Source organism: Pseudomonas sp. NMI542_15 (assembly GCF_021283425.1).
In the GTDB taxonomy this organism is placed as follows: domain Bacteria; phylum Pseudomonadota; class Gammaproteobacteria; order Pseudomonadales; family Pseudomonadaceae; genus Aquipseudomonas; species Aquipseudomonas fortuita.
Genome location: NZ_JAJSRO010000005.1, coordinates 227,329 through 249,301, shown reverse-complemented (window position 1 = coordinate 249,301; position 21,973 = coordinate 227,329). Strand labels below are relative to the sequence as shown.

The following is a 21,973-nucleotide window of genomic DNA, read 5'->3' as shown; positions in this document are numbered from 1 at the left end:
CGTTCGCGACAGGTTTTGACGTGACGTCACGCAGAATCACGCCTCATCACAGCCGAAGGTTGGGTTGTGCGTCGTTCAATGAGGATGAACATGTCTGCTGCCAGCAATATCCATTCGCTGCTTGCCCGCCTTCTGCCCGAGCGGGTCATTGCGCCACCGGCCCCGGTCGGGAGGCGACAGCGGCTGTTTGCCGGTGTGGGGTTGCCCAGCCAGCGCTCGATGCTGGTCAACCGCCTGGATGAGGCCAGCGACCTGCAGGCCGTATATGCCGACTTGCGTCGCCAGGCGTTGCTAGGCAGCGTGGCGGCGCTGAACGACCTCGGCTGGATCTGGCTCAACGGCAAGTACTGGCGTGCTGATACCGTGCTGGCCGGCCACCTTCTGCGCATGGCAGCCCTGCAGGGCAATGCTGCGGCCTGGTTCAACCTTGGGCAGCAGCATTACTTTGGCAAAGGTATCGACCCTTCCTACGTGCAGGCGGCGGAGTGTTACCGACAGGCCTTCGAACGGGGCATGCTGCATGCCGCCGCAGCACTGGGTGACCTGTATGAGGAGGAGGTGTGCGATGGCGACCTTGATTGGCAGGTCGACCTGGTACAGGCCTACCAGTGGTTCATGCGCGGGGCCGAGCGGGGCGAGGCGCGTTGCCGCTTCGAGGTGGGTTACAGGTTGATGCACGGGCTGTACGTAGAGGCCGACCTCAAGGCCGCTCTCTATTGGCTGGAGCTGGCGGCTGCGGCGGGGGTGGTGCAGGCAGCAGAGGAGCTGGCCGTGCACTTCAGCAGCCGTGATGCGGCGCGGTACCAGGAATGGCGGGACCGGGCGGTGCAGATGGGCAGCACATTGGCACTGACCATGAAGCTGGAAGACCAGATCCAGCCCTGAAATTTCTGCTGCTTGTGCCGGCGATAGGGCCAGCACAGGCAGACACAAAGCCCATCATGAACAACAATTCATCCTTACCCCACATCGCCCGCTGTTGACGACAGGGGGAGGGCAAGGCGTATATTGATAGTTAGCAAACTATGAATATCCTTGGTTCCCTTCATGTCCCTTGATCTCCTGCGCCTGCAAGTCAGCAGTGGCTTGGTGGTAGCCGCCCGTCATTGGCGGCGCATCTGCCATACCGCCCTGACCGGTTACGGTATTTCCGAGGCCTGCGCTGCGCCGCTGCTGATGATCGTGCGCCTGGGCGACGGTGTGCACCAGGTGGCGGTGGCCCAGGCCGCCGGCCTGGAAAGCCCATCGCTGGTGCGCCTGCTCGACCAACTGTGCAAGGCCGGCCTGGTGTGCCGCAGCGAGGACCCACTGGACCGCCGCGCCAAGGCCCTGAGCCTGACCGCCGAAGGCCGTGCCCTGGCCGAAGCCATCGAAGCTGAACTGGTGCGCCTGCGCCGCGATGTGCTCAACGGTATCGACCAGGCCGACCTGGACGCCACCTTGCGCGTGCTGCGCGCCTTCGAAGCTGCCGGCCTGGGCAGTACGGGCGGGGTGGCATGAACGGCTTCTTCAGTTCGGTACCTCCGGCCCGCGACTGGTTCTACGGCGCGCGTACCTTTGCCGCTTCCATGATTGCCTTGTACATCGCCTTGCTCATGCAACTGCCGCGCCCCTACTGGGCCATGGCCACGGTGTACATTGTCTCCAGCCCGTTCGTCGGCCCGACCAGCTCTAAAGCGCTGTACCGCGCAGTGGGCACGTTACTGGGTGCCGGCGGGGCGATTTTCCTGGTGCCGCCGCTGGTGCAATCGCCGTTGCTGTTGAGCATCGCCATCGCCCTGTGGACCGGCACCTTGCTGTTCCTGTCGCTGAACCTGCGCACGGCCAACAACTACGTGCTGATGCTGGCCGGCTACACGTTGCCGATGATCGCCCTGGCAGTAGTCGACAACCCGCTGGCTGTATTCGACGTAGCCTCTTCCCGCGCTCAGGAAATTTGCCTGGGGATCGTCTGTGCGGCCGTGGTTGGCGCTATTTTCTGGCCGCGCCGGCTGGCCCCTGTGGTGGTGGGTGCCACCGGGAACTGGTTCAACGAGGCAATCCGCTACAGCGACACCTACCTGGCCCGCGAAGCGAGTGCCGACAAGGTGGGTGGCATGCGCGGGTCGATGGTCGCCACCTTCAATTCGCTGGAGCTGATGATCGGCCAGCTAGGCCACGAAGGCGCCGGCCCCCATACCTTGAAGAATGCCCGCGAACTGCGTGGGCGGATGATTCACCTGCTGCCGGTCATTGATGCGCTCGACGACGCACTCGTGGCCTTGGAGGGCCGTGCCCCGGCCCAGTTCGCCCAACTTCAACCCGTGCTTGAAGCCGCGCGCGAATGGCTAAAAGGCACTGCTGACAGCGCTTCGGTAACGCGCTGGACCGCGCTGCATGAGCAGATCGACCGCCTGCAGCCCGGTGCCGCCGCCCTCGATCAGCGCGCCGAGCTGCTGTTGTCCAACGCCCTGTACCGCCTGACCGAATGGGCCGACTTGTGGCAGGACTGCTGCACCCTGCAGCACGCCTTGCGTACAGACGATGCCAAGCCTTGGCGCGCGGTGTACCGCCACTGGCGGCTGGGCCGGCTGACGGCGTTCTTCGACCGCGGCCTGATGCTGTACTCGGTGGCCTCCACCGTACTGGCGATCGTGGTCGCCTGCGGGCTGTGGATCGGCCTGGGCTGGAACGACGGCGCCAGCGCTGTGATCCTCGCTGCAGTATCGTGCAGCTTCTTCGCCGCCATGGACGACCCTGCGCCACAGATTTACCGGTTCTTCTTCTGGACGTTGATGTCGGTCATCTTCTCCAGCCTGTACCTGTTCCTGGTGCTGCCCAACCTGCACGATTTCCCGATGCTGGTGCTGGCCTTTGCCGTGCCGTTCATCTGCATAGGCACCCTGACCGTACAGCCGCGCTTCTACCTGGGCACCTTGCTGACCATCGTCAACACCTCGACCTTCATCAGCATCCAGGGCGCCTACGACGCTGACTTCTTCACCTTCCTCAACTCCAACCTTGCCGGCCCTGCAGGCCTTCTGTTCGCCTTTATCTGGACCTTGGTGATGCGCCCCTTCGGCGTGGAGCTGGCGGCCAAACGCATGACCCGCTTCGCCTGGCGCGACATCGTTGAAATGACCGAGCCGGCGACCCTGGCCGAACACCGTCAGGTTGGCGTGCAGATGCTCGACCGCCTGATGCAGCACCTGCCGCGGCTGTCGCAAACCGGCCAGGACAGCGGCGTGGCACTGCGTGACCTGCGTGTGGGGCTGAACCTGCTCGACCTGCTGGCCTATATGCCACGCGCCGGCCAGCAGGCGCGCGAGCGCCTGAACACGGTGGTCGAGGAAGTTGGCGCGCACTACGCCGCTTGCCTGCGTGCCGGTGAACGCCTGCATGCTCCGGCCGCGCTGCTGCGCAACATGGAGCGTGCACGCCTGGCGCTGAACCTGGACGAGCTGTACGAGCGCGGCGATGCCCGCACCCACCTGCTGCATGCCCTGAGCGGCCTGCGGCTGGCGCTGTTGCCGGGTGTGGAGGTGATGCTCGAACCCGCCGAACAACCGCAACTGCCCCCTGGGCTCGACGGAGCGCCCCTGTGATTGGTGAACTGGATATCAGCGGGGTATTTCTGCCCACGCTGCTGGTGATGATGTTTGGCACCTACCTGTTGTTCCTGGGGGTGCACGCGGTGCTGGTGCGCCTGCATTTCTACCGCCTGGTCTGGCACCGGGCGTTGTTCAACGTTGCTCTGTATGCCGTGCTGCTTGGCGCGGTGGACCACTTTTGCCGAAACCTGATGCTGCCATGAAAAAACCTTTGCTGACCTTGGGCCGTGTGGTCCTGACCTTGCTGGTAGTGACCTTCGCCGCCGTGCTCGTGTGGCAGATGGTGGTGTACTACATGTTTGCCCCCTGGACTCGCGATGGCCACATCCGCGCCGACGTGATCCAGATCGCCCCTGATGTGTCGGGGTTGATCCAGAAAGTCGAGGTACGCGACAACCAGACCGTCAAACGCGGCGACGTGCTATTCACCATCGACCAGGACCGCTTCACCCTGGCCTTGCGCCAGGCTAAGGCGACGCTGGGCGAGCGCCAGGAAACCCTGGCCCAGGCTTCGCGTGAAGCGCAGCGCAACCGCAAGCTGGGTAACCTGGTGGCCGCCGAGCAACTGGAAGAAAGCCAGTCGCGCGAGGCTCGCGCGCGTTCAGCCGTCAGTGAGGCGCAGGTGGCGGTCGATACTGCCCAGCTCAACCTCGACCGTTCGGTGGTGCGCAGCCCTGTGGACGGCTACCTCAACGACCGCGCCCCGCGTAACCACGAATTCGTTACCGCCGGCCGCCCGGTGCTGTCGGTGGTCGACAGCGCCTCGTACCATGTCGATGGTTATTTCGAGGAAACCAAGCTTGGTGGCATTCACATTGGCGATGCGGTGGACATTCGCGTGATGGGCGACAACACCCGCCTGCGCGGCCATGTGCAGAGCTTTGCCGCCGGCATCGAAGACCGTGACCGCAGCAGCGGCGCCAACCTGCTGCCCAATGTCAACCCGGCGTTCAGCTGGGTGCGCCTGGCCCAGCGTATTCCGGTGCGCATCGCCTTCGATGAAGTGCCGCAAGACTTCCGCATGATTGCCGGGCGCACCGCCACGGTGTCGATCATCGAGGGCGAGCGCCCATGAAACAGCTGATCCTGGCCGGCCTGTGCCTGTCGCTGGGGGCCTGCATGATGGTAGGGCCCGACTATGAGTTGCCCAAGGACGCGGCGGTGCAACGCAGCGACCTGAGCGGCCCGCTACGCCAGGATGCCGACAGCGTTGTATCGGCACCGGTGCCCGAGGACTGGTGGCAGCTTTATCAGGACCAGCGCCTGAACGAGCTGGTACGTCAGGCCCTGAGTGCCAACACCGAACTGCGCGTGGCGGCTGCCAACATCGCCAAGGCCCGCGCCCAGGTTGAGGTGGCCGAGTCGCAAGGGGGCTTCAACGGTGGCGTCAAGCTTGGCGCCCAGCGGTTGCAGGAGTCGGGCGAAGCCTTCCTGCAGCCCGAGAAGGTACCGGTGGCCAACATTGGCGAGGCCATCATCAGTGCCTCGTACCAGTTCGACCTGTGGGGCACCTTCAAGCGCGGCACCGAGGCCGCAAAGGCCAATGCCGACGCGGTCCAGGCCGCTGCCGATACTGCCCGTATCACCTTGGTGGCGGATGTGGTCAAGGCCTACACCCAGGTGTGCTCGGCCAACGAGGAACTCCACATCGCGCGCGAGTCGCTGGACCTGCAGGAGCAGAGCGTGACGCTCAACCAGCGCCTGCGCGATGCCGGCCGCGGTGATGAAACCCAGGTCACCCGCTCGCAGACCCAGTTCAAATCCTTGCGCGCCGAACTGCCACGCTTCAAGGCCGAGCGCGAGACGGGTATGTATACCCTGGCTGCGTTGTTGGCCAAGCCAGTGGATCAGCTGCCTGCCGGCACCGTCGACTGTGCCGAGCTGCCGCACCTGAATCAGCTGGTGCCGGTGGGCGATGGCGCGGCCCTGCTCAAGCGCCGCCCGGACGTGCGTCAGGCCGAACGGCAGTTGGCTGCTGCCACTGCCTACATCGGCGTGGCCACTGGGGCGCTGTACCCGGACATCAGCATTGGTGCCCAGGTTGGCACTATCGGCATTCTAGAGAACCTCGGCGAGCCGTCTACCAACCGCTGGGGCTTCGGCCCGCAGATCAGTTGGACCATCCCCACCAACGGCACCCGTGCGCGTATTCGCATGGCCGAAGCCTCTACCCAGGCGGCGTTGGCGAACTTCGATGGCGTGGTGCTGAATGCCATTCGCGAAACCCAGACCCGGCTGGCCCAGTACAGCGCCCTGCTGGACCGGCGTGATGCCTTGGCCGAGGCAGAAAAATCGGCCAAGGAAGCCGCAGACCAGACCCACCGGTACTACCAGGCAGGGCGTGAGTCGTTCCTGGCGGATTTGCAGGCCACGCGCACCTATACCGACATGCGTGCGCAGTTGGCAGCGGCCAATAGTCAGGTAGCCATGGGGCAGATTGGGGTGTTCCTGGCGCTGGGTGGTGGCTGGAAGGACACCGCCAAGCCTTGAGGCCCAATCGCCGGCAACCCAGCTCCCCCAGCTGAGCCACAGGCCTCGAGAACTGTGGAGCACTGTAGGAGCTGGCTTGCCGGCGATCGAGGGCAGAGCCCTCGCCTAGGTTCTAGAGCTGTAAGACATTTCCGAACTTGAAACCAAATGCTTCAGTTTTGAATCCCTGTGGAATTATCCTACGACCGCTGTCGGATGGCGCTGACTTGGCTGGAATGTGCTCCGGGAATAACGTCCTCAGGTCGCCTTGCAAGGCGATCGGGATTGAGACCCCCGGCCATACAGAGCTGCACCGCTTCATGGCGGTCGTGCGCGGGCAGGCTTTAGCCTGGTCGGGTTTTCCCTGTGGCCCGGGTCTCACCCCTCGCACGACTGCCACCCTAATCCGTGAGACGAGAAGGAGTGCAGTTCATAGAAATCCACAAGGGAATCAACTATGAAAAAGCTCGTCCCCGACCCACCTCTCACCGATCTGCTCCTACTCGACCCACCAAACTTGTCACTCGTCGACCCGCTCAGCATCGATGACTGCAAGCTGCTTACCAGCGCCCTAACCCTGAGCATCGAGCAAACCACCACTGTCCTGCTCGCCAACGACCCGGGTGCCACGCGCAACGCCATGGGCATGAACATTCGTGTGCTGTGCGCCGTGATCAATGCGTTGTCCGATCATGTACGGCAAGGGGACAAGCGATGAGCAACGACCCAAGAGACACTTCCACCGTTGGCATGGAAACCTTTGACCTGTTTCGCCTGCAGCCCAATGTGCCGTTCAATCACGCATTCTCCCAACTGTCAGTGTTACTTGGCTGCATCCGCCACCTCACTACCGAGGCGGAAATGGAAAACGACCGCATTGCCGGGAGCGCTGCGCGGATACTCAGCGAGATGGCCAAGGCACTGATCGATGATATGGAGCGGGGACTGAACAAGGTTCTCCAATAGCCTGCAAAAACCAGGGCCGCAGCGCGGCCCATCGCCGGCAAGCCAGCTCCCACAGGTACGTCACTTCGTTCAAGCCTCGTGAGTCACCTGTAGGGGCTGGCTTGCCGGCGATAGGGCACTATCAGGCAACGTCCCATCAAACCCAAATCGCATCCCAATGAGGATAATCCCCAACCCTCGCGACCAAACCCGCTCGCTTCGGGTTCAGAACAATATACCGTGCCACCGTCTGCACATCCTCTTCCCGGCGCAAAGCCCGGTCATGAAACCCCTTTTGCCAAAGCCGCCCGCTTCGTCCGCTATGCCTGTTGATCATCATGGTGCTACGGGACTTAACCCGGCGCATCAAGCGCTTCAGGCTGCCCGGACCAAGCTCGACTAGCCAGTGAAAGTGGTCAGGCATCACTACCCAAGCCAAAGATCTGATTGCACCTTCCTCTTCAGCCTGACGCAGCTCAGCCACCAGCAAGCGGGCCGAGTGAAAATCACTGAAAATCGGTGCCCTGCCATGGGTTGTGCTGGTAAGCAGATACAAGTAACTGGTTTCCGAAAACCGGCCAAGCCGTAACTGGTTTGAATGGGGACGATCCATGTTCCCTGCCCCCTGTTGGTTTGCCCATCAGACTAGTGACGATGGCTCAATTGACGATTACTCAATTGGTACCCAGTGTTTCCTGTGACATCGGCGTGGCCTCCATCGCCGGCAAGCCTGCCCCCACTGATCAGCGCAGGTTCTGAGGGCGGCGGAATACTTGTGATCTGATTTGTAGCAAGATTTTTCATGAAATCCGCCCAGGACCCTTGAGCGAAGGCAAGTCGGAGTGAACAATGTTCTCTTTCGCATTCCCTTCGAGACTGGCCATGAAAACCCGTTCACGTCTGCTTGCCTGGTTACCGGCTTTATTGCTCGGCCCGGTGCTGGCGCTGTGCAGCACCCTGGCGCTGGCCGAGGCCCCCGCCGAGGCCGGCAAAGCCCTGCACCTGCTGGACTACATCGGCGCCGACTACCCGCCGACCGTACAAGGCGGCAAGGTGATCGACGAGGGCGAATACCGCGAGCAACAGGAATTCAGCGCGGTATTGGCCGACCTGGTCAAAGCCCTGCCCGCAAATACCGAGCAAGCCGCCCTGGAGCAGGGCGTCCAGACGTTACGCCAGGCCATTGATCAGCGTCAGGAGGGCACCGCTGTCGCCAGGCAGGCCCGCCAGCTGGGCGCGCGGCTGGCAGTGGCCTACGAGGTCAGCCAAGCCCCGGTGATTACCCCGGATCCGGCCCGCGGCGCTGCGCTGTATGCGCAAAACTGCTCGATCTGCCACGGCGACACAGGCGCAGGCGACGGCCCCGCTGGCGTGGGCCTGGAGCCAGCTCCCGCCAACCTGCGCGATGTCGCGCGTCTGGACCAGTTGAGCCTGTTCGACCTCTACAATACGCTGGCCCTGGGCATCGACGGCACCGAAATGCCGTCGTTTGCCGACCAGCTGGACGACCGCCAGCGCTGGGACGTGGCCGCGTACATCGCCAGCTTCACCGCCAAGCCGGAAGCGGGCAAGGGCGACAAGACCTGGAACCTTGCCGACCTGGCCCGGCAGACTCCGGCCGAAGTCGCCGCTAACGAAGGCAGCGCGGTCGTGGAGGCGTTCCGTGCCCAGCGTGCCCAGCCGCCGCAAGTCAAGCGTGGCCCGGCGCAACTGCTCGAATACACCGCCAGCACGCTGGACAAAAGCCTGGCGGCCTACCGCGCAGGTGACCACGACCAAGCCTATGACCTGTCGGTAGCGGCCTACCTGGAAGGTTTCGAGCTGGTGGAAAGCTCGCTGGACAACATCGACACCCAAGCGCGTAAGGACACCGAAAAATCCCTGATGGCTTACCGCCAATCGCTGCAGGACGGGCTACCCGTTGCCCAGGCCGAGCAGCGTCTGGCCGAAGCCAAGAGCAAGCTCGGCCAGGCCGCGAAGCTGTTGGGCAGCGATGGCCTGAGCTGGTCGCTGAGTTATATCTCCGGTTTGCTGATCCTGCTGCGCGAAGGCCTGGAGGCGATTCTGGTGCTGGCGGCGATCCTCGCCTTCCTGCGTAACACCGGGCAGCAGTCGGCGGTCCGCAGCGTCAACATCGGGTGGGGGCTGGCGCTGGTTGCCGGTTTCGCAACCTGGGCGCTGGCGGCCTATGTGATCGATGTGGGCGGCGCCCAGCGCGAGCTGCTGGAGGGCTGCACGGCGCTGTTCGCTGCGGTGATGGTGCTATGGCTCGGTGTATGGATGCATGACCGCCGCCACGCTGCCGCCTGGAAGGACTACATCAAAAGCAGCCTGGTCAGCGGCGGCGGGCGCTTTGGCTTTGCCATGCTGGCGTTTTTCTCGGTGTACCGCGAACTGTTCGAAGTGATCCTGTTCTACGAAACCCTGTGGTTACAGGCCGGCCCTGCCGGGCACCAGGCGGTGCTGGCGGGTGGCGCCACGGCGCTGGTGCTGCTGGTGGGCCTGGCCTGGGTGATCTTGCGCGGTTCTGCCAAGCTGCCGCTGACGCTGTTCTTCAGCATCAACGCCGCGCTGCTGTGCGCGCTGTCGGTGGTGTTTGCCGGGCATGGCGTGAAGGCGCTGCAAGAAGCCGGGGTGCTGGGCACACGGCCGGTGGCGTTCTTCGAGTTCGATTGGCTGGGCATTCACGCTGATGCCTACTCGCTGTCGGCACAGGCGGTGGCCTTGCTGGCCATCGTGTTCCTGTATGGGCGCTCGTGGCTGGTGGAAAAGCGCAGGGCTACTGCAAACTGACCGGGGGCCGCGCTGCGGCCCCCACCCCGACCGCATCCGTTTCAAGCCATGTGCAATACCTGTGGGAGCTGGCTTGCCGGCGATGGGCTGCATGGCAGCCCCTTGTGATCTCGGTTCAGGCCGGTTGTGGCGCCTTGAGGATGTTCTGCAGCAGCTGGACACTGTCAACGGCGTCGTGACCCAGGCTGGTCAGGTAGCCGCCATCGGGTTGATCGGTCAGCCCCTTTTCATGCAGGCGTTGCGCAGCGGCGACCAGGGCAGGGGCGGCGTTGCTGTTTATCTTGATGCCTTCCTGGCTGCTGTCGTGTTTGAACAGCGCGAGTACTTCCAGTTCAGCGATCAGATCGGGGGTAAAGGACATGGCGACTCCTGACTTCCAGACAAGGATGGCGGCACCGCTTGCGGTGCCTGACCTTCGAGTGTAGTCGGGTTATTCGTCCTCGCCTTGATCCATCTCAGGTGGTAGCTCCGGCAGCGCCCGCAGGGCGTTCTCGTACCACTCGCCGTTGAACGCGCGGTCTTCCACCAGCATGTTGTCAATTTCGAAGGCCAGCACATGGGCCATCAGGTTGAGAATGTCTTCACGTTCCCAGCCAACCAGGGTCAGCTTGTTGAAAGTGGCCTTGGCTGCCGGCGGCTCGCCGCTTTCGATCTGGTTCTCGATGGCCTGGGTCAGCGTTGCCTCGGCGAAGGCTTCGTCGTCGTCATTGTCGATGTCGGTGGGCTCGCTCATTGGCGGTACTCCTGTGGTGGGATGCACAGTGTGCCACGCCTGTACCGGCAATGCCCGGGCATTGACGAGGTGCATGACGCTGGTCAGGAACAGGCGTACGGTCTATAAAAGCCCAGCCAACCCCTTACGGCCTGGAGGCTGTTACCTCATGCTCAAGCTTCATGGATTCTCGGTCAGCAACTACTACAACATGGTCAAGCTGGCCCTGCTGGAAAAAGGCCTGCCCTTCGAAGAAGTCACCTTCTATGGCGGCCAGGCGCCACAGGCGCTGGAAGTGAGCCCACGGGGCAAGGTGCCGGTGCTGCAGACCGAGCACGGCTTCCTCAGCGAAACCAGTGTAATCCTCGACTACATCGAACAGACTCAGGGCGGCAAGGCACTGCTGCCGGCCGATCCGTTCGGGCAGGCCAAGGTGCGCGAACTGCTCAAGGAAATCGAGCTGTACATCGAGCTGCCGGCGCGTACTTGCTATGCCGAGTCGTTCTTTGGCATGTCGGTTGAGCCATTGGTCAAAGAGAAGGCGCGTGCCGATTTGCTGGCCGGCTTTGCCACCCTCAAACGCAACGGGCGCTTTGCACCCTATGTGGCGGGTGAGCAGCTGACGCTGGCAGACCTGATGTTCTGCTTCTCGGTCGACCTGGCTTATGCGGTGGGCAAGAAAGTGCTGAACATCGACTTTTTGGCGGACTTCCCGCAGGCCAGGGGGTTGCTGCAGCTGATGGGCGAGAACCCGCACATGGCGCGGATCGTGGCGGACAAGGAAGCGTCGATGCCGGCCTTCATGGAGATGATTCGCAGCGGTAAACGCTAACCGGAGCTAGCGCTGAACCTGCAGGAGCAGCCTTGTGCTGCGAAGAGGCCGGTGCAGACACCCTCTATCCAGGGTGTTTGCACCGGCCTCTTCGCAGCACAAGGCTGCTCCTGCAAAAAGCAGGGCAGCGAGGCTGGCTTAACGGGAAGCCAGCAGCGCCTTGCCACGAACAACGGCAGCACGTACCTGCGCCGGTGCCGTACCACCAATGTGGTCACGGGCATTCACCGAGCCTTCCAGGGTCAGCACGGCAAACACGTCCTGCTCGATCTGGTCGCTGAACTGGCGCAGTTCATCCAGGCTCATCTCGGCCAGGTCCTTGCCGGTGTCCACACCGTACTTCACCGCATGGCCAACGATTTCGTGGCAGTCACGGAACGGCAGGCCACGGCGTACCAGGTAGTCGGCCAGGTCGGTGGCGGTGGAGAACCCGCGCAGGGCCGCTTCACGCATGATGGCATGCTTGGGCTTGATCGCCGGGATCATGTCGGCAAACGCACGCAGCGAGTCGCGCAGGGTGTCGGCAGCGTCGAACAGCGGCTCCTTGTCTTCCTGGTTGTCCTTGTTGTAGGCCAGCGGCTGGCCTTTCATCAGGGTCAGCAGGCCGGTCAGCGCGCCGAACACGCGGCCGCTCTTGCCACGTACCAGCTCTGGTACGTCCGGGTTCTTTTTCTGCGGCATGATCGAGCTGCCGGTGCAGAAGCGGTCCGGCAGGTCGATGAACTGGAACTGCGCGCTGGTCCACAGCACCAGCTCTTCCGAGAAGCGCGACAGGTGCATCATCGCCACGCTGGCAGCGGCGCAGAATTCGATGGCGAAATCACGGTCCGACACGCCGTCCAGCGAGTTGCCGGCCACGGCTTCGAAGCCCAGCAGCTTGCAGGTGAGCTCGCGGTCGATCGGGTAGGTGGTGCCCGCCAGCGCGGCGCTGCCCAGGGGCATGCGGTTGGTGCGCTTGCGGCAGTCGACCAGGCGCTCGTAGTCGCGGCTGAGCATTTCGAACCAGGCCAGCAGGTGGTGGCCGAAGGTGACCGGCTGGGCCGTCTGCAGGTGGGTGAAACCGGGCATGATGGTTTCGGCTTCACGCTCGGCCTGCTCCAGCAGGCCCTGCTGCAGGCGGGTGATTTCGGCCAGGATCAGGTCGATTTCGTCGCGCAGCCACAGGCGGATATCGGTGGCCACCTGGTCGTTGCGGCTGCGGCCGGTGTGCAGCTTCTTGCCGGTGATGCCGATGCGGTCGGTCAGGCGTGCTTCGATGTTCATGTGCACGTCTTCGAGGTCGACGCGCCAGTCGAACTTGCCGGCTTCGATTTCGCCCTGGATGGTCTTCAGGCCATCAATGATGGTGTCGCGCTCGGCATCGCTGAGCACGCCGACCTGCGCCAGCATGGTGGCATGGGCGATCGAACCCATGATGTCGTGGCGGTACAGGCGCTTGTCGAAATCGACCGAGGCGGTGAAACGGGCGACGAAGGCGTCGACGGGCTCACTGAAGCGGCCGCCCCAGGACTGATTGGTCTTGTCGGTGCTCATGGATTCACTCATTGCAGGCGTGAACGAAAAAGTGGCGCCGATAATAGCAGGGTTGGGCTGGCTGCCGCAGGGCGCCGGTCGACAGAAATGCCCGGAAAATGGCAGAGAAGGATTTTAAGGAATGAACGGCAGTGTTCCACGGACCGTCTACAGTTGGACAAAGGACTGGCGGTGAATCTGCCGTCCGAGTGAATCTTTGGCCATCGCACCGGTCTAGAGCGTGACCGCAGTGTCGCTCGAACCACACCTGTCTACGCTATACCTGTGCGAGACTCATTCAGGAATCCAGCGCAATTATGAATGTCCTGATCGTTGATGACGAACCCCAAGGCCGTGAACGCCTCAGCCGGCTGCTCGGCGAACTGGAGGGTTACACCGTGCTGGAGCCTAGCGCCACCAACGGCGAGGAGGCCCTAGCGCTGATCGAAAGCCTCAAGCCCGATGTGGTCCTGCTGGACATCGGTCTGCCAGGCCTGGATGGCCTGCAGGTAGCTGCTCGCCTGTGCGAACGCGAGGCGCCGCCGGCGGTGGTGTTTTGCACCGGGGATGATGAATACGGTGCCGAGGCATTCAAGGACAGTACCCTCAGCCATGTGAACAAGCCGTTCCAGGCCCAGGCGTTGCGCGATGCCTTGCGCAAGGCCGAAAAACCCAACCGCGCCCAGCTGGCGGCGCTTACCCGGCCGGCCAATGAAGGCGGCGGCCCACGTAGCCACATCAGTGCCCGCACCCGCAAAGGCATCGAGTTGATCCCTTTGCCGCAAGTGATCTACTTCATTGCCGATCACAAGTACGTGACCTTGCGTCATGAAACCGGGGAAGTGCTGCTCGACGAGCCGCTCAAAGCCCTGGAAGACGAATTTGGCGAGCGCTTCGTGCGCATCCACCGTAATGCGCTGGTCGCCCGCGAGCGTATCGAACGCCTGCAGCGCACCCCGCTGGGGCACTTTCAACTGTACCTGAAAGGCCTGGACGGCGATGCCCTGACCGTCAGCCGCCGGCATGTAGCCGGCGTGCGCAAGATGATGCAGACCCTCTGATACGGTGCCCGTATGGCAAGGGCTGCGCCCTTGTTCGCGGGTAAAGCCGCTCCCACAGGTTGAGTAGGCCTGGAGAGCGGCACTTCACCCTGTGGGAGCGGCTTTAGCCGCGAAGAGGCCCTCAACTGATCCACATCTGCAAGCGATAAAGGAGATGCTGTTATCATCGGCGGCATTTCTCTGGATCGGGGCGTTCCATGTCCACTCGCGAAATCCGCATTGCCACCCGTAAAAGTGCCTTGGCCCTATGGCAGGCCGAATACGTCAAAGCCCGCCTCGAGCAGGCCCACCCCGGTCTGCTGGTGACCCTGGTGCCCATGGTCAGTCGTGGTGACAAGCTGCTCGACGCGCCGCTGGCAAAAATTGGCGGCAAGGGCCTGTTCGTCAAGGAACTGGAAACCGCCCTGCTGGACAACGAAGCCGACATCGCCGTGCATTCGATGAAAGACGTGCCCATGGACTTTCCCGAAGGCCTGGGCCTGTACTGCATCTGCGAGCGCGAAGACCCGCGTGATGCGTTCGTTTCCAATACCTTTGACAGCCTTGAAGCGCTGCCTGCCGGCAGCATCGTCGGTACCTCCAGCCTGCGCCGCCAGGCCCAGTTGCTGGCGCGCCGCCCGGACCTGCAAATCCGCTTTCTGCGTGGCAACGTCAACACTCGCCTGGCCAAGCTGGACGCCGGCGAGTACGACGCCATCATCCTCGCCGCCGCCGGCCTGATCCGCCTGGGCTTCGAAGACCGCATCACCGCCACCATCAGCGTTGACGACAGCCTGCCAGCTGGGGGCCAGGGCGCGGTAGGCATCGAGTGCCGCAGCGCGGACGTCGAGATCCATGCACTGCTGGCGCCGCTGCACCATGCCGACACCGCCGACCGGGTGGTGGCCGAACGCGCCCTGAACAAACGCCTGAATGGCGGCTGCCAAGTGCCGATCGCCTGCTACGCGGTACTCGAAGGTAACCAGCTGTGGCTGCGAGGCCTGGTCGGCCAGCCTAGCGGCGGTACCCTGCTGGTGGCCGATGCCCGTGCCCCCCGTGCTGCTGCCGAGACCCTGGGTGTACAGGTGGCCGAAGACCTGCTGGACCAAGGTGCCGAGGCCATCCTCAAGGAAGTCTACGGCGAGGCCGGCCACCCGTGAGCCAATGGCGCCTGTTGCTGACCCGGCCTGCCGAGGATTGTGCGGCACTGGCGCAAAGCCTGGCGGCAGCGGGGGTGGGCAGCAGCTGCCTGCCGCTGCTGGCGATAGAGCCCGTCACCGCAGAGCCCCGGCAACGACTGCTTCTGGAGGGCCTGCATGGCTTTCAGGCGATCATCGTGGTCAGCAAGCCGGCTGCCCGGTTGCTGCTTGAGCATCTGGCCAAAGCCGGCACGCAGCCGCCTCGGCAAGGCTGGTTCACCGTGGGTGAGGCAACCGCTGCGGTGCTGCAAGGGGCCGGGCTGGCGGTGAGCACTCCGTCGCGTGGCGATGATAGCGAAACCTTGCTGGCACTACCGGCCCTGCTTCAGGCAGTTGCCGTGCCCGCAGCGCGTGTCTTGGTCGTTCGCGGCGTCGGAGGTCGCGAACTGCTGGCAGAGCGTCTTGCCGAGCAAGGTGCTAGTGTCGAATATCTGGAACTGTATCGTCGCTGCCTGCCGGTTTACCCCGCAGGCACCCTGAAGCGCCGCATCGAAGCGGAACGCCTCAATGGCCTGGTGGTCAGCAGTGGGCAGGGTTTTGAACATTTGCAGCAGCTGGCCGGCGCCGATTGGCCGCAGCTGGCACGCCTGCCGTTGTTCGTGCCCAGCCCGCGGGTAGCCGAACAGGCCAGGGCCGCCGGGGCCCAACAGGTTGTGGATTGCCGTGGCGCCAGTGCCACGGCCTTGCTGGCAGCCGTGCAGCGCAGCGCTGCACCTGCTTCTTAAGGCGCTAAGCTGAACGCGATGCGCCCCCATGCAAAGGATGGATACGTGAGCGAGACTGTCTTGTCCAATAACGATCAGCCGTCGGCACAGGCGCCGGCGGAACCCGTCACCGCCCCACCTGCCAAGCGCTCCGGCAGTGGCCTGGCAGCGCTGGCCTTGCTGCTGGGTGCGGCCGGGGTGGCGGTAGGTGGCTGGGGTGTCTGGCAGGTGCGTCAACTGCAAGGCAGCGAGTTCAATCAGGGCCAGCACATCGAGGCGCTGAACCAGCGCGCCGAAGCCCTGCAGCAGCGCGAACAGCAGATCAGCGCGCAACTGGCCAGCCTGCCGGCTGCCAGCGAGCTGGAAGACCGTCGGCGCCTGGTGGCGCAGCTGCAGGGCGACCAGCAGCGCCTCAGCCAGCGCCTGGAAACCGTGCTGGGAGAGAGCCGCAAGGAGTGGCGCCTGGCGGAAGCCGAGCACCTGCTACGCCTGGCGACCCTGCGCCTGTCGGCCTTGCAGGACATTACCAGCGCCAAGGCACTGGTCGAAGGCGCCGACGAGATCCTGCGCGAGCAGAGTGACCCGGGTGCTTTCGCGGCCCGCGAGCAACTGGCGCGCAGCTTGGCCACGCTCAGCAGCACCCAGCAACCGGACCGTACCGGCCTGTTCCTGAAACTGGCTGCTCAACGTGAGCAGGTACAGCAGCTGAGCGCGCAATCGCCCGAGTTCGACAGCAATGCCGATGCCCTGGGCGCCCTGACCGCTGACGGCGATGGTGCCAGCCGGCTGTCGCAGTGGTGGGCAGAAATCTCCAAGTACTTCCAGATCGACTTCAACGCTGACGAAAACGTGCGGCCGTTGCTGGCCGGGCAGCAGCTGAATCAGCTGCGCCTGGCCCTGAGCCTGACCATCGAGCAGGCCCAGTGGGCGGCCCTCAATGGTGACGCCAAGGTCTACACCCAGGCGCTGGACGACGCTCGCAGCGTCTTGCTGGCCAACTTCAACGCCGACAACCCGCAAAGCAAGGCCATGCTCGACAGCCTCAATGCCTTGGCCGATCAGCCGGTGTCGGTGGTTACCCCCGACCTCAGCGAAAGCCTGGCGGCCGTGCAGGCCTACATTCAGCGCCGTCACCTGCCGGCCGAGGCTGAAGGGGGCAAGCCATGAAGCGTGTCTACCTGCTGGCCGTGCTGGCCATCGTGATTGCCGCGGCGCTGGGTATCGCGGTCGCCAAACACAGCGGCTACGTACTGCTTTCCTATGGAAGCTTCCGCTATCAATCGGGGCTGTGGGCGGCCCTGGCCGGCCTGCTGGCCGTGGTCGCATTGTTGTGGTTGTTGCGTTATCTGGTCGGCCTGGTGCTAACCTCCAGCGGCGTGGTCAACCCGTGGTCGCGGCGTAACCGCAGCCGGCGTATTCGCCTGGCCATCGAACAGGGCCAGCTTGACCTTGCCGAGGGCCGCTGGGCCAGTGCTCAACGCCACTTGCAACGCGCCGCCGAGGCCGAGCGCCAACCGTTGCTGTACTACCTCGGCGCCGCACGCGCTGCCAACGAGCAAGGCCGCACCGAAGACAGCGACAACCTGCTGGAGCGCGCCCTGGAGCGTCAGCCGCAAGCAGAACTGGCCATTGCCCTGACCCATGCGCAGTTGCAGATGGACCGTGGTGAAAATGATGGCGCCCTGGAAACCCTGTTGGCCATGCAGGAGCGCCACCCGCACAACACCCAGGTGCTGCGCCTGCTGCAGCGCCTGCACCTGGAGCGTGGTGACTGGTCGGCACTGATCCGCCTGCTGCCAGATCTGCGCAAGGGCAAGGTGCTGCCGGCCGCCGAGCTGGCCGCCCTGGAGCAACGTGCCTGGGGCCAGAACCTAAGCCTGGCCACCACCCGTGGCGAGGACGCGCAAACTGCACGTCAGGCCTTGGAACGCGCTTGGCAGCAGCTGACCACGGCCCAGCGCCAGGAGCCGCAACTGGTGCTGGCTTACGCCGAGCAATTGCGCCAGGTGGGTGCCCAAGGCGAGGCCGAGCAAGTGCTGCGCACCGCCCTCAAGCGTGAATACGAAAGCCACCTGGCCCGGCTGTACGGCCTGGTGCGCGGTGATGACCCGGCGCGCCAGCTGCAAACTGCTGAAGGTTGGCTCAAAGAGCACCCGCAAGATGCCAGCCTGCTGCTGACCCTGGGCCGGCTGAGCCTGCAGAACCGCCTGTGGGGCAAGGCGCGAGACTACCTGGAAAGCAGCCTGCGCATGGAGCGCAACCCCGAGGCTTGCGCCGAACTGGCCCGCCTGCTCGCGGGTCTTGGCGAGACCGAGCGCAGCAACCAGCTGTTCCAGGAGGGCCTTGGCCTGCTGGACGAACGCCTGCTGGCGCTGCCTTTGCCAGAAGGCGTACGCGCCTGACCCACCCCACAGCCCGCGCCAAGGTGCGGGCTGTGGGGGCGGGTAATTTATCTCTTGCGGCCAGCGCTATCAGCAGTCCCTTTCTTCAGGTGCTTCCTACTGCATCGCTGGAAATTTCCTACGCGATTCAGGGACTTGTCGTTGTTGTCGTGCCTTGAAACAAAGCGTGTCTTTCCTCTACCGTTTCAAGTCACCACTTCTTGCGGATCTTCAACGTCCATGCTGCCGGCCCGTTTGCGCACCTTTTTCCTTCCTGCCTGCCTGGTCGCACTGGCGGTGCTGGTTGCGTCTTTGCGCCTGGAAACCACAGTGGGGCTGGTGCCGTGCCCATTGTGCTTCAGCCAGCGTTTGTTGCTTGGTGTGTACGCGCTCCTGTGCCTCGCAGCCGTGCTGCAGGCACCGGGCACGCAGGGTACCGTTCGTTATGCGCAGGGGGTACTGGGCTGCTCGCTGGCGGGCGCTTTGCTGGCAGCACGGCATGTCTGGGTGCAGGGCGCTGAGGGTGTCATTCATGTTTGCCCGGTGCCGATCGGGCGGGTGTTCGAGCAATCCTGGGCTGAGGCAGCACGGCAATTGCTGCTGGGTGGGCCTGATTGCAGCTCGCTGACCTGGAGCTTTCTCGACCTGACGTTACCGGAGTGGAGCCTGTTGGCCTTCCTGCTTCTGGCGGTGCTGCCCCTGAGTTACCTGCTGGCGTATCGTTTCCGCACCCTGGCACGAGCATGACCTGAAGCAAGGCCACGTCATTACCGCGACCAATGGTGATGTAACAGGGGATTAAACACTTGTATGAACTTTGTCTGCTGCGTACCTTGATGGGCAGCACGCGTGGGAATAATCTCCCAGCACGCATACCGAAAATACAACTGCTCGATGCCGTCCTGCTGATGTCACCTTTGTGCCGCACGGTTGTGGTGCGGGGTGCAGCGGCATCTACCCAGAAGGGAAGAGATCGCCATGCTCGATAGTTGTCAGAACGCCCAGGAACGCTGGGGTGGGGTTCACAAGCTGATCGACCGTTGGCTGGAGGAGCGCCGGCAACTGGTGCAGGCTTTCCGCGGCTTGCGCGATTTGAAGCCAGCCTTTGCCGACAAGGACACCAACGGAGACTTTTGCGCACTTCTGGTCGACTACGTTTCGGCGTGGCACTTCGAAGTTTGCGAGCAGCTGGTCAGCGAGGCCAAGGCTTTCGGAGACGAGAAAGCGCTGAAGCTGGCTGAAGAACTCAACCCACGGATCAACGACAGTACCCAGGTCGCACTGGCCTTCAATGACCAATGCACCAAGGGTGAGTGCAAGGACACCGAACGCTTCGCCGAAAAGCTGGGCAAGTTGGGCGGGCTGTTGCACGAGCGCTTCGAACTTGAAGACTGCCTGATCGAGGTGCTGCACAACGCACACAAGGAAGAGGGAGCAGTCCAGGCGTGAGAGTTGACGTCAGTCGCCAACCGCCAGCAATTCGATCTCGAACACCAGGGGTGTATACGGTGCGATAAGGTCACCCGCGCCTTGCGCGCCATAGGCCTGCGCCGACGGAATTACCAGGCGCCATTTGGCCCCGGCGTGCATCCTTGGCAAGGCCACCTGCCACCCTTCGATCACCGAGTCCAGGCTGAACCACTGGGGCGTCTGGTTCTGGTCGAACACAGAGCCATCCGGCAGCCTGCCCACATAACGTACCTGCACTTTGCCGCCCGCTTTGGGCTGGGCGCCAGTGCCTGGCTGCAGCTCGCTGTAGAGCACACCTTCCGGTAGTTCGCGTACCCCATAACGGCCACGCTCGTTGGCCATGAAGCGCGTTTCGGCTGCCTGCAACTTCTGCGTGGCGGCGTCACCTTCCCTCGCTTCGTGCTGCTGCAGCACCGCTTGCATACGTGCCTTGTCGAGCTTCAAGGGTTGCCCCTGATAGGACTGCTTCAGGCCTTCGACCAGTGCGTCCAGTTGCAGGCCAGGCATATCCTGGCGCAGGCGCTCACCCAGGCTGGCTCCCAGGCTGTAGGCAAGGTCATGGTCGTTGCTGTCGGCCATTGCAACTGGCACCAGCAGGCATAAACCTAATACAAGATATCGAGGCAATGCCCTGACTCCCAAATATCAGCAATGATTAATTCAGCAACTACACTTTCACGCAGCTGCAAGATAACAACTTTGCCCAGGCATGCAACGCGGCGTAAATATTACTGTCAACATGCCCTAGCGGCGGTAGCAGCAGAAGCATAGTATGAGCCGCAATCTCGTCAGCCAGGAGGTAAACCATGTCGGCCAAAAAGAAGCCAGTAAGTACGCCGTTACACCTGCTCCAGCAACTTTCGGGCAGCCTGCTCGAACACTTGGAAGATGCCTGCTCGCAAGCGCTGGCTGATGCGGAAAAACTGCTGGCCAAATTGGAAAAGCAGCGTGGCAAGGCCCAGGAAAAACTGCACACCGGTCGCCTGAAACTGCAGGATGCCGCCAAGGCGGGTAAAGCCAAGGCGCAGACCAAAGCGCAAAAAGCCGTTGGCGAACTTGAAGAGCTACTCGATTCCCTCAAGGAACGCCAAACCCAGACCCGTACTTATATCCAGCAACTCAAGCGCGACGCTCAGGACAGCCTCAAGCTGGCCCAAGGTGTAGGCAAAGTTCGCGAAGCAGCCGCCAAGGCCCTTGACCTGCGTGCCGCCAAAACCACCAAGCCTGCTGCTGCCAAGCCAGCTGCCAGGTCCACTGCTGCTGCCAAACCTGCCGCTAAGCCAGCTGCCAGGTCCACCGCTGCTGCCAAACCTGCCGCTAAGCCAGCTGCCAGGTCCGCTGCTGCTGCCAAACCTGCCGCTAAGCCAGCTGCCAAGGCCACTGCTGCTGCCAAACCTGCCGCCAAGCCGGCTGCCAAGGCTACTGCTGCTGCCAAACCTGCCGCCAAGCCGGCTGCCAAGGCTACTGCTGCAGCTAAACCTGCCGCCAAGCCGGCTGCCAAGGCTACTGCTGCAGCCAAACCTGCGGCCAAGCCAGCTGCCAAGGCTACTGCTGCCGCCAAGCCAGCGGCCAAAGCCACTGCTGCCGCCAAGCCTGCTGCCGCTGTCAAACCTGCCGCCAAGCCAGCGCCAGCCAAAGCTGCTGCCGCGAAATCCGCTGCTAAACCAGCTGCTGCCAAGGCTCCAGCACGCACGGCCGCCAAGCCAGCTGCCGCCAAGCCTGTTGCCAGCAAGCCAGCCGACGCCAAACCTGCTGCGCCAGCCGCCAGCACCCCGGCTGCAGCAACCAACTCGGCCAACCCGGCCTCGTCGGCAGCGCCGTCGGCACCCGCCAGCACCCCGGCTCAGGCACCCTCTTCGGCGTCCTGAAGCGCAGTCGCCGCGACGCGCAACTGATCCAGCGCGTGGTGGTGTCCGACAGGGGCCGGCGCCAGCCGGGCCAGCCAGTCGTCCGTGGGCTCCCTGGAGCCTGCGGGCCACTTTTGGGCGAATTCCTGCAAGCGCTCCAGCAAAGTTCTTTCTGCCTGCAACTCCAGCCCCTTCACCTGTTCACGCAACGACGCCAGCTGCGTGTCTCCCAACGCTGCCGCTCGCCATTGCTGGCGCAGGCTGCGGAGTGGAGTGACCACTTCGCGCTGCCACGGCTCGGCCATTTCGTGCAGTGCTTGCACGCGCTCCTCCAGCACAGCCACAGCACGTGCTTGCAGCCAGGTTGCGCATAGCAGCAGGCAAACATCGCCACCCTGCGCCTGTAGCTCAAGGCAGGCCGCTTCCACGCCAGGCCTGGCATACAGGGCCAAAGCGTAATTCCACAGGTCGGTGTGCAT

At 63.5% G+C, this 21,973-nt stretch carries 24 protein-coding genes; 18 read left to right on the top strand and 6 right to left on the bottom strand.

Features of this window, described 5'->3' with window-relative positions:
• Window positions 1–90: 90 nt before the first annotated feature.
• The 8 genes from LU684_RS11325 (at window position 91) to LU684_RS11290 (ending at window position 7,025) form a co-directional block, all read left to right on the top strand.
• Window positions 91–885: a tetratricopeptide repeat protein gene (locus LU684_RS11325; RefSeq protein WP_023047948.1), complete on the top strand. Its 795-nt coding sequence runs from the start codon at window positions 91–93 to the stop codon at window positions 883–885.
• 162 nt (window positions 886–1,047) lie between these two features.
• Window positions 1,048–1,500 carry a MarR family winged helix-turn-helix transcriptional regulator gene (locus LU684_RS11320; RefSeq protein ID WP_060518123.1) on the top strand — a complete coding sequence of 151 codons (453 nt, stop codon included), beginning with the start codon at window positions 1,048–1,050 and terminating at the stop codon, window positions 1,498–1,500.
• Window positions 1,497–3,584 carry an FUSC family protein gene (locus LU684_RS11315; RefSeq protein WP_060518121.1) on the top strand — a complete coding sequence of 696 codons (2,088 nt, stop codon included), beginning with the start codon at window positions 1,497–1,499 and terminating at the stop codon, window positions 3,582–3,584. The genes LU684_RS11320 and LU684_RS11315 overlap by 4 nt, the downstream gene beginning before the upstream one ends.
• Window positions 3,581–3,793 carry a DUF1656 domain-containing protein gene (locus tag LU684_RS11310; RefSeq protein WP_003255905.1) on the top strand — a complete coding sequence of 71 codons (213 nt, stop codon included), beginning with the start codon at window positions 3,581–3,583 and terminating at the stop codon, window positions 3,791–3,793. Before LU684_RS11315 ends, LU684_RS11310 begins: the two co-directional genes overlap by 4 nt.
• Window positions 3,790–4,665 carry an efflux RND transporter periplasmic adaptor subunit gene (locus LU684_RS11305; protein WP_016484331.1) on the top strand — a complete coding sequence of 292 codons (876 nt, stop codon included), beginning with the start codon at window positions 3,790–3,792 and terminating at the stop codon, window positions 4,663–4,665. The genes LU684_RS11310 and LU684_RS11305 overlap by 4 nt, the downstream gene beginning before the upstream one ends.
• On the top strand, window positions 4,662–6,080 hold the full coding sequence (locus LU684_RS11300; RefSeq protein ID WP_060518120.1) for an efflux transporter outer membrane subunit: 1,419 nt from the start codon (window positions 4,662–4,664) through the stop codon (window positions 6,078–6,080). Before LU684_RS11305 ends, LU684_RS11300 begins: the two co-directional genes overlap by 4 nt.
• Window positions 6,081–6,516: 436 nt before the next feature.
• Complete coding sequence (locus LU684_RS11295) at window positions 6,517–6,777, top strand: hypothetical protein (RefSeq protein ID WP_016484333.1); 261 nt, start codon at window positions 6,517–6,519, stop codon at window positions 6,775–6,777.
• A complete protein-coding gene (locus tag LU684_RS11290) occupies window positions 6,774–7,025 on the top strand; it encodes a DUF3077 domain-containing protein (protein ID WP_016484334.1) in 252 nt (83 codons plus the stop codon). The genes LU684_RS11295 and LU684_RS11290 overlap by 4 nt, the downstream gene beginning before the upstream one ends.
• Before the next feature lie 136 nt (window positions 7,026–7,161).
• Here LU684_RS11290 and LU684_RS11285 read toward each other — a convergent pair whose 3' ends face one another.
• Complete coding sequence (locus tag LU684_RS11285) at window positions 7,162–7,617, bottom strand: REP-associated tyrosine transposase (protein WP_016484335.1); 456 nt, start codon at window positions 7,615–7,617, stop codon at window positions 7,162–7,164.
• Window positions 7,618–7,853: 236 nt separating this feature from the next.
• Between LU684_RS11285 and LU684_RS11280 the strand changes: the two genes are divergently transcribed.
• On the top strand, window positions 7,854–9,797 hold the full coding sequence (locus LU684_RS11280; protein WP_232894651.1) for an FTR1 family protein: 1,944 nt from the start codon (window positions 7,854–7,856) through the stop codon (window positions 9,795–9,797).
• Between the two features lie 115 nt (window positions 9,798–9,912).
• On the opposite strand, the gene LU684_RS11275 is transcribed toward LU684_RS11280, so the two are convergent.
• Both LU684_RS11275 and LU684_RS11270 read right to left on the bottom strand, forming a co-directional pair.
• Complete coding sequence (locus tag LU684_RS11275) at window positions 9,913–10,158, bottom strand: TIGR02647 family protein (RefSeq protein WP_016484337.1); 246 nt, start codon at window positions 10,156–10,158, stop codon at window positions 9,913–9,915.
• A gap of 69 nt (window positions 10,159–10,227) precedes the next feature.
• Window positions 10,228–10,530, bottom strand: a complete 303-nt coding sequence (locus tag LU684_RS11270; protein WP_016484338.1) for a hypothetical protein — start codon at window positions 10,528–10,530, stop codon at window positions 10,228–10,230.
• 148 nt (window positions 10,531–10,678) lie between these two features.
• Here LU684_RS11270 and LU684_RS11265 point away from each other — a divergent pair, with 148 nt between their 5' ends.
• Entirely contained in the window at window positions 10,679–11,341 is a 663-nt protein-coding gene (locus tag LU684_RS11265) for a glutathione S-transferase (RefSeq protein WP_232894650.1), read from the top strand.
• Window positions 11,342–11,479: 138 nt separating this feature from the next.
• On the opposite strand, the gene argH is transcribed toward LU684_RS11265, so the two are convergent.
• Entirely contained in the window at window positions 11,480–12,874 is a 1,395-nt protein-coding gene (argH, locus tag LU684_RS11260; RefSeq protein WP_016484340.1) for an argininosuccinate lyase, read from the bottom strand.
• Between the two features lie 296 nt (window positions 12,875–13,170).
• Between argH and LU684_RS11255 the strand changes: the two genes are divergently transcribed.
• The 7 genes from LU684_RS11255 (at window position 13,171) to LU684_RS11225 (ending at window position 19,626) form a co-directional block, all read left to right on the top strand.
• The gene (locus tag LU684_RS11255; RefSeq protein WP_016484341.1) at window positions 13,171–13,914 is read left to right on the top strand and encodes a LytR/AlgR family response regulator transcription factor; all 744 of its coding nucleotides are present in this window, start codon (window positions 13,171–13,173) and stop codon (window positions 13,912–13,914) included.
• A gap of 197 nt (window positions 13,915–14,111) precedes the next feature.
• The gene (hemC, locus tag LU684_RS11250; protein ID WP_016484342.1) at window positions 14,112–15,053 is read left to right on the top strand and encodes a hydroxymethylbilane synthase; all 942 of its coding nucleotides are present in this window, start codon (window positions 14,112–14,114) and stop codon (window positions 15,051–15,053) included.
• A complete protein-coding gene (locus LU684_RS11245; protein WP_232894649.1) occupies window positions 15,050–15,817 on the top strand; it encodes a uroporphyrinogen-III synthase in 768 nt (255 codons plus the stop codon). Before hemC ends, LU684_RS11245 begins: the two co-directional genes overlap by 4 nt.
• Before the next feature lie 45 nt (window positions 15,818–15,862).
• A complete protein-coding gene (locus LU684_RS11240) occupies window positions 15,863–16,963 on the top strand; it encodes a uroporphyrinogen-III C-methyltransferase (RefSeq protein ID WP_016484344.1) in 1,101 nt (366 codons plus the stop codon).
• Window positions 16,960–18,198 (top strand): heme biosynthesis protein HemY, encoded by a 1,239-nt coding sequence (locus LU684_RS11235; protein ID WP_016484345.1) that lies wholly within the window; start codon window positions 16,960–16,962, stop codon window positions 18,196–18,198. The genes LU684_RS11240 and LU684_RS11235 overlap by 4 nt, the downstream gene beginning before the upstream one ends.
• Window positions 18,199–18,417: 219 nt before the next feature.
• Window positions 18,418–18,924, top strand: a complete 507-nt coding sequence (locus tag LU684_RS11230; protein WP_016484346.1) for a disulfide bond formation protein B — start codon at window positions 18,418–18,420, stop codon at window positions 18,922–18,924.
• A 231-nt stretch (window positions 18,925–19,155) separates the two neighbouring features.
• Window positions 19,156–19,626 carry an Rsd/AlgQ family anti-sigma factor gene (locus LU684_RS11225; RefSeq protein ID WP_016484347.1) on the top strand — a complete coding sequence of 157 codons (471 nt, stop codon included), beginning with the start codon at window positions 19,156–19,158 and terminating at the stop codon, window positions 19,624–19,626.
• 9 nt (window positions 19,627–19,635) lie between these two features.
• Here the strand turns inward: LU684_RS11225 and LU684_RS11220 are convergent, their stop codons facing one another.
• Window positions 19,636–20,274, bottom strand: a complete 639-nt coding sequence (locus LU684_RS11220) for an FKBP-type peptidyl-prolyl cis-trans isomerase (RefSeq protein WP_232894648.1) — start codon at window positions 20,272–20,274, stop codon at window positions 19,636–19,638.
• Window positions 20,275–20,453: 179 nt separating this feature from the next.
• Here LU684_RS11220 and LU684_RS11215 point away from each other — a divergent pair, with 179 nt between their 5' ends.
• Window positions 20,454–21,515 carry an AlgP family protein gene (locus LU684_RS11215; RefSeq protein ID WP_070086489.1) on the top strand — a complete coding sequence of 354 codons (1,062 nt, stop codon included), beginning with the start codon at window positions 20,454–20,456 and terminating at the stop codon, window positions 21,513–21,515.
• Here LU684_RS11215 and LU684_RS11210 read toward each other — a convergent pair.
• A complete protein-coding gene (locus LU684_RS11210) occupies window positions 21,491–21,973 on the bottom strand; it encodes a TIGR02444 family protein (protein ID WP_232894647.1) in 483 nt (160 codons plus the stop codon). The two genes, LU684_RS11215 and LU684_RS11210, sit on opposite strands and share 25 nt — an antisense overlap.

Excerpts from the sequence above, each read along its gene's own strand:
- LU684_RS11325 (WP_023047948.1), top strand. The coding sequence starts at position 91 with ATGTCTGCTGCCAGCAATATCCATTCGCTGCTTGCCCGCCTTCTGCCC.
- LU684_RS11320 (WP_060518123.1), top strand. The coding sequence starts at position 1,048 with ATGTCCCTTGATCTCCTGCGCCTGCAAGTCAGCAGTGGCTTGGTGGTA.
- LU684_RS11315 (WP_060518121.1), top strand. The coding sequence starts at position 1,497 with ATGAACGGCTTCTTCAGTTCGGTACCTCCGGCCCGCGACTGGTTCTAC.
- LU684_RS11305 (WP_016484331.1), top strand. The coding sequence starts at position 3,790 with ATGAAAAAACCTTTGCTGACCTTGGGCCGTGTGGTCCTGACCTTGCTG.
- LU684_RS11300 (WP_060518120.1), top strand. The coding sequence starts at position 4,662 with ATGAAACAGCTGATCCTGGCCGGCCTGTGCCTGTCGCTGGGGGCCTGC.
- LU684_RS11295 (WP_016484333.1), top strand. The coding sequence starts at position 6,517 with ATGAAAAAGCTCGTCCCCGACCCACCTCTCACCGATCTGCTCCTACTC.
- LU684_RS11290 (WP_016484334.1), top strand. The coding sequence starts at position 6,774 with ATGAGCAACGACCCAAGAGACACTTCCACCGTTGGCATGGAAACCTTT.
- LU684_RS11285 (WP_016484335.1), bottom strand. The coding sequence starts at position 7,617 with ATGGATCGTCCCCATTCAAACCAGTTACGGCTTGGCCGGTTTTCGGAA.
- LU684_RS11280 (WP_232894651.1), top strand. The coding sequence starts at position 7,854 with ATGTTCTCTTTCGCATTCCCTTCGAGACTGGCCATGAAAACCCGTTCA.
- LU684_RS11275 (WP_016484337.1), bottom strand. The coding sequence starts at position 10,158 with ATGTCCTTTACCCCCGATCTGATCGCTGAACTGGAAGTACTCGCGCTG.
- LU684_RS11270 (WP_016484338.1), bottom strand. The coding sequence starts at position 10,530 with ATGAGCGAGCCCACCGACATCGACAATGACGACGACGAAGCCTTCGCC.
- LU684_RS11265 (WP_232894650.1), top strand. The coding sequence starts at position 10,679 with ATGCTCAAGCTTCATGGATTCTCGGTCAGCAACTACTACAACATGGTC.
- argH (WP_016484340.1), bottom strand. The coding sequence starts at position 12,874 with ATGAGCACCGACAAGACCAATCAGTCCTGGGGCGGCCGCTTCAGTGAG.
- LU684_RS11255 (WP_016484341.1), top strand. The coding sequence starts at position 13,171 with ATGAATGTCCTGATCGTTGATGACGAACCCCAAGGCCGTGAACGCCTC.
- hemC (WP_016484342.1), top strand. The coding sequence starts at position 14,112 with ATGTCCACTCGCGAAATCCGCATTGCCACCCGTAAAAGTGCCTTGGCC.
- LU684_RS11235 (WP_016484345.1), top strand. The coding sequence starts at position 16,960 with ATGAAGCGTGTCTACCTGCTGGCCGTGCTGGCCATCGTGATTGCCGCG.
- LU684_RS11230 (WP_016484346.1), top strand. The coding sequence starts at position 18,418 with ATGCTGCCGGCCCGTTTGCGCACCTTTTTCCTTCCTGCCTGCCTGGTC.
- LU684_RS11225 (WP_016484347.1), top strand. The coding sequence starts at position 19,156 with ATGCTCGATAGTTGTCAGAACGCCCAGGAACGCTGGGGTGGGGTTCAC.
- LU684_RS11215 (WP_070086489.1), top strand. The coding sequence starts at position 20,454 with ATGTCGGCCAAAAAGAAGCCAGTAAGTACGCCGTTACACCTGCTCCAG.
- LU684_RS11210 (WP_232894647.1), bottom strand. The coding sequence starts at position 21,973 with ATGCACACCGACCTGTGGAATTACGCTTTGGCCCTGTATGCCAGGCCT.